This window comes from Kitasatospora sp. NPDC057223, assembly GCF_042669755.1.
GTDB lineage: Bacteria > Actinomycetota > Actinomycetes > Streptomycetales > Streptomycetaceae > Kitasatospora.
In genome coordinates this window covers 1-4,843 of the sequence record NZ_JBHUWW010000247.1, presented here as the reverse complement: position 1 = coordinate 4,843, position 4,843 = coordinate 1, and the positions used below count along the sequence as shown (strand labels likewise).

At 74.3% G+C, this 4,843-nt stretch carries 3 protein-coding genes and 1 pseudogene; 1 reads left to right on the top strand and 3 read right to left on the bottom strand.

Annotation, left to right across the window (positions count from 1 at the left end; translation table 11 throughout):
- The 3 genes and pseudogenes from ACFUK0_RS39385 to ACFUK0_RS39375 form a co-directional block, all read right to left on the bottom strand.
- Nucleotides 1–219 (bottom strand): annotated as a pseudogene (locus tag ACFUK0_RS39385) (hypothetical protein); the annotation flags it as partial.
- A 254-nt stretch (nt 220–473) separates the two neighbouring features.
- Nucleotides 474–1,631 carry a hypothetical protein gene (locus tag ACFUK0_RS39380; protein ID WP_380258767.1) on the bottom strand — a complete coding sequence of 386 codons (1,158 nt, stop codon included), beginning with the start codon at nt 1,629–1,631 and terminating at the stop codon, nt 474–476.
- A 276-nt stretch (nt 1,632–1,907) separates the two neighbouring features.
- Nucleotides 1,908–3,284, bottom strand: coding sequence for a transcriptional regulator (locus tag ACFUK0_RS39375; RefSeq protein WP_380258765.1), 1,377 nt, complete (start codon nt 3,282–3,284; stop codon nt 1,908–1,910).
- A gap of 318 nt (nt 3,285–3,602) precedes the next feature.
- Here ACFUK0_RS39375 and ACFUK0_RS39370 point away from each other — a divergent pair, with 318 nt between their 5' ends.
- Nucleotides 3,603–4,316 carry a bifunctional DNA primase/polymerase gene (locus ACFUK0_RS39370; protein ID WP_380258763.1) on the top strand — a complete coding sequence of 238 codons (714 nt, stop codon included), beginning with the start codon at nt 3,603–3,605 and terminating at the stop codon, nt 4,314–4,316.
- Nucleotides 4,317–4,843: the final 527 nt, after the last annotated feature.

Below are 4,843 nucleotides of genomic sequence, written 5' to 3'. Positions count from 1 at the left end.
GGACCGCATGGTCCCGGGCCCGCCCGCTTCCGTCCGGACCGCCGCCCACGTCGTCCCGTTCACGGTCCTGCCGTCCAGCGTCCGGCGGATCGCCACGGTCGTCCTACGGGTGCCGCTCGACGACGGCGCCGCGCGGGATCCGGGGCAGGTGCCGTCCTGGCTGCCGACCGAAGTCTGCGTCGTCCTGCTGTCGATCGTGTCCGGGCTGCTGGCGTTCACCGCGGTCGGTCTGATCGCCGCCCGGGGGGAGGTCTTCCCGCGCGGGATCCCGGTCCTTCGCGGACGGCGGGTCCCGATCTCCGCAGCCGTCGTACCCGCCACGCTCGGCGCGGTGCTGCTGACCGTCCTGTGGAGCTCCGCCGCCGGCCTCGGCCCACCGTCGAGTACCTCAGGCGGCGCCGGCTCTCCCCACCCGGCTGAGAGCACGGGCCGTCGTCCCGCCCTCAAGAGCGGGACGGGACGGCGCGCCCGGCCTAGAGGTCGCCGTCGGTCTTGGTCGGCAGGCCGGCCTGGCCGGCGATGGCGTTCCACAGGCCCGCGGCCTGCTTCTTCGCCGTGGTGGCCGTGCCGCTGGCCTGGACGGCCGTCTTGTAGTGCGCGTTGTCCAGCTTCTTCGGGTCGCAGCCCGCCTGGGAGTCCCCGGCCCAGGCCGCGTACTCCTCGTCGGCGGTGGCGGAGGCCTGCCAGGCCTGGTTGAGCTGGTCGGCCAGCTGCGGGCCGCCGGTCAGCTTGTCCGTCTTGAGGGCCGCCAGCTTGGTCTGCAGGTCCTTGCGCTTGCCGGCGGCGTCGGTCAGCGCCTGCTGCGACTCCGGGAGCTTGTCGCACTTCTGCACGGACGCCACCGCGCCGATCACGGCCTGGCGGCTGTCGTTGGCGGTTTCGAGCAGGTCGGAGAGGGCCTTGGCCTGCTCCTTGGCCTCCGGTGACATGGCGTCCGCGGTGGCCGTGCCGCTCGCCGCCGGGGCGCTGGTCGCCGCCACCGGCGTGCTCCCCTTCGCCGGGGTCGTCGGCTTGTCGTCGCCGCTCATCAGGACGGCGACCAGGATGCCCGCGGCGGCGCAGCCGGCCACCACACCGCCGATGATCAGGCGCCCGGACGGACGGCGGCCGCCCCCACCGCCGCCGGCCGGGGTGTAGGCCGGCGTGTAGGCCGTCTCGGCGGTGGCGGCGTAGCCGGGGGCGACGGGCGGGTAGCCGGGCTGCTGCTGTTGCTGCTGCGGGTAGCCCGGCACGGCCTGGCCGTAGCTCTGGTCGGGCCCGTAGGCGGGCTCGGCGGAGCCGTAGGCCTGCGGCGCGCCCTGGCCGGGATCGGCGGTGGGGTACGGCGGGAGGTACTGGGTCGCGGGCGCCGGGTCGGCCTGCGGGGCGTACTGCTGCTGGGGCTGCGGCTGCGCCTGGGGGGCACCGAGGTACTCCGGGGCGCCGGAGTACTGGCCGGGGTACTGGCCCTGCTGCTGACCCTGCTGCACGGGCTGCTGGCCCTGTTGTTGCTGCCCCTGCTGCAGGGGCTGCTGGCCCTGCTGTCCGGGCTGCTGGTCCGGTGCCTGGCCCTGCTGCTGGCCGGGCTCCGGCCGGAAGAGGTCGTCCAGGTTGAAGTCACCGGAGTTGGGATACGAGCGGCGCTGGTTCAACGCGATTCCTCACCTGTGCGTGACACCGGGCGCGCCGGGGCAGCCGACAGCGCGCGGGCGGCCGGCGGCCACCCGTGCTCTGTCTCCCGTACGTGCACCCGGGTCTTCCTCGGTTGTTCCGCGCGCTCGTTGACGGCGGACCACATCTGGTCGGTTCTCATGGGCGTCCATGCCTGTGGATGTCGCGCCCACGCTACCGGTTCACCGATACGGGTGACCACGTGGGCGGCACAACCCTCACCGGCCCCTCACGCGCCCGCGGCCCCGGCCGGGCGGTCAGGCCGCCTCGGCCTCCGCCCTGGCCTGGAACTCGCGCACCACCCGGTGCTCGCGGTACGGCTCCAGACGCCGCCGGAACTCGTCCAGGTACTCGACCCCGCGGTTGGAGCGCAGCCCGCTCAGCAGCCGGACGGCCTGGGTGCCCGTCTCACAGGCCCGTTCGACCTCGCGCTGCTGCAACTGCGCGGTGGCCAGCAGGACGAGGTCCACCGCGCGGCGCCGCACCCGGGTCGGCGGGTGCAGGTCGAGCGCCCGGCGGGCGTACCGCTCGGCCGGGACGGCCTGCTCCAGGTCGCGGTGACAGTGCGCCAGCTCGTCGGCCAGGTAGGCGTCGTCGAAGTGGACGATCCAGTCCGGGTCCTCCTCCGGGTTGCGCAGCTCCATCGCGGCCAGTGCCTTGTCGGCGACCGCCTCGCAGGCGCGGGCGTCCCCCAGCAGGGCGTGACCGCGGGCCTCCGCCGCGTAGAACATGGCCATCGCCGTCGGGGTGGCGACCGAGCGGGCGCCCTCCTGGGCGGCGCGGGCGAGTTGGGCGATCTCGCGCGGGTTGCCGAGGGTAGCCGCGAGGTGGCTCATCGACGCGGCGAGCACGTACCCGCCGTAGCCGCGGTCGTCGGCGGCCTGGGCGAGCCGCAGCGCCTGGATGTAGTAGCGCTGGGCGAGGCCGGGCTGTCCGGTGTCGACGGCCATGTAGCCGGCGAGTTCGGTGAGCCGGGCGACGGCGGCGAACAGCTGGCGGCCCGTCTCGTCCCGGTAGCCGCCGCTGAGCAGGCCGGAGACCACGCTGTTGAGGTAGTGCACGACGACCGGGCGGACGTGCCCGCTGCCGAAGCGGTGGTCGAGGTCGACCAGCATCTGGGTGGTCGCCTTGATCGCCGCGACGTCGGACGGGCCGACCCGGACGGCGCCGCTGCGGGCGACCACCGGGTCCGGCGGGGTGATCAGCCAGTCCCGGCTGGGCTCGACCAGCGCCGAGGCGGCGACGGTGGCACCGGTCAGGAAGTCCCGCCGGCCGACGTCGCTGCGCCAGAGCTCGCAGACCTGTTCCAGGGCGCCGCTGAGGGTGGCCGAGAACTGGAGCCCGATGCCGGAGCTGAGGTTCTTCCCGTCGGCCATCCCGATCTCCTCGACGGAGACCCCGCGGCCCAGTTTGCGGCCGATCGCCTCGGCGATCACCGCCGGTGCCTGGCCGCGCGGTTGCTGGCCCCGCAGCCAGCGGGCGACCGAGGTCTTGTCGTACCGCAGGTCGAGGCCGTGCTCGGCGCCGCACAGGTTCACCCGGCGGGCGAGACCCGCGTTGGAGCAGCTCGCCTCCTGGATCAGCTGTTGCAGGCGCTCGTTGGGCTGTCGTGCGACAAGTGGTCTAGCGGCCATGACCTTCGCCTCCCCACGCCCCCGGTCCCGGCCGGCGGACGACGATTCTGCTCTGCTGATCCGTTGGTCTGTTGCCGACTGTCCGACGGTCGAAGGGATCTGACACCAGGTTAGCGATCAGCAACGTCAGCGGGATACCCACGGTGACCGAACCCACCCCCCGCGCGCCCGGGAGAATGCCCCCGTGCGCCCCCGTTGCGCCCGGCGAGCCGCAGGTCCGGCCGGGAGCCCTCACCGGTTCGGGTGACATTGCGCCCTGAGGGCACAACGCCCCCCGCCCAGCCGTAACCAGGCTCACGGACGGTAGTTGAGCAGCGCGTGGAAGACACCCCAGGAGCCCCAGAGCAGGACAGCGGCAGCGAGCTGTCCCCGCTGCTCATCGAAGCCGTCCGCTACGCCGAGGACCGCCACTGGGAGGTCGCCCCCGGTACCTGGCTGGTCGAGGGGGACGGCCCGGCCCGCTGCTCGTGCGGCGACCTCCGCTGCGCGCTGCCGGGGGCGCATCCGGTGGGTGAGGACTGGCGCCGCAAGGCCAGCGCGGGCCCGGGTGTGGTGCGCCGCTGGTGGACGGAGAACCCGCTGTCCTCGATCCTGCTGCCGACCGGCAGCTCCTTCGACGCACTGGACGTGCCCGAGCTGGCGGGCTGCCTCGCGCTGGCCCGGATGGAGCGGATGGGCCTCCAGCTCGGCCCGGTGGTCGCCGTGCCCGCCTCGGCCGGCCAGGAGGGGCGGCGGCTGCTCTTCCTCGTCCTGCCGGGGGTGCTGCCGAAACTCCCGGAGATGCTCCGCAAGCTGGGCTGGGCGCCCGGGCGGCTCGACCTGGTGGCGCGCGGTGAGGGCGACTGGATCGTGGCCCCGCCGTCCCGGGTCGGCCCGGTCGGCTTCGCCCAGTGGGCCCGGCCGCCGTCCGCGATGAACCGCTGGCTGCCGGACGCCGCCGAGCTGATCAACCCGCTGGCCTACGCCTGCGGGCGGGAGGCCCCTTCGGCGGCCGTCCGGCCGAACCGGCCGGTGGTGCACCAGCACTCCTGAGCCGCGCACCGGCGGCCCACGATCTGCCGTCCTACGCCTATCGGGTGAGGGCGTGCACCGCGCGACACCCCGCGCGCGACTGACGGGCCCTGTCTCCCACCGGAGACGGGGCCCGTCACACGTGCGTCCGGATAAGAAATCGATGTACCCGCTGGTCAACCGCGAAAGCCCCTCGTACGAGTGACAACGCTCAAGGATTGCCGTGATCTGCCGAGGGGAGGAATTCCTCCGAGAGGGGACGCCGCCGGACGGAAGGGAGCAGGGCCGAGGACGAGACGCGAGCGGGACATCAGGGGAAGCAGGGGAAGCAGGGGCCCTGGGGGGATCGCCGGGAGGGCGCTCGGACGGGGAAGCCGGGCGCAGGCGGCCGAGGGGCCGGGTGGGGAAGCAGGAGGGGAACGGCGGGGGGACCCGGTGGGGACCGGGGCCGGGGGGAGCCGACGGGGGATCAGGGGAGGGACCGGGGAGGGACCGGAGGGGAGCGGGTGGGGAGCAGCGTGGCCCGGTGCATGGGGATGCACCGGGCC

What these genes read in the sequence shown, in the direction of transcription:
- ACFUK0_RS39375 (WP_380258765.1), bottom strand. Translation starts at nt 3,284, where the DNA reads ATGGCCGCTAGACCACTTGTCGCACGACAGCCCAACGAGCGCCTGCAA.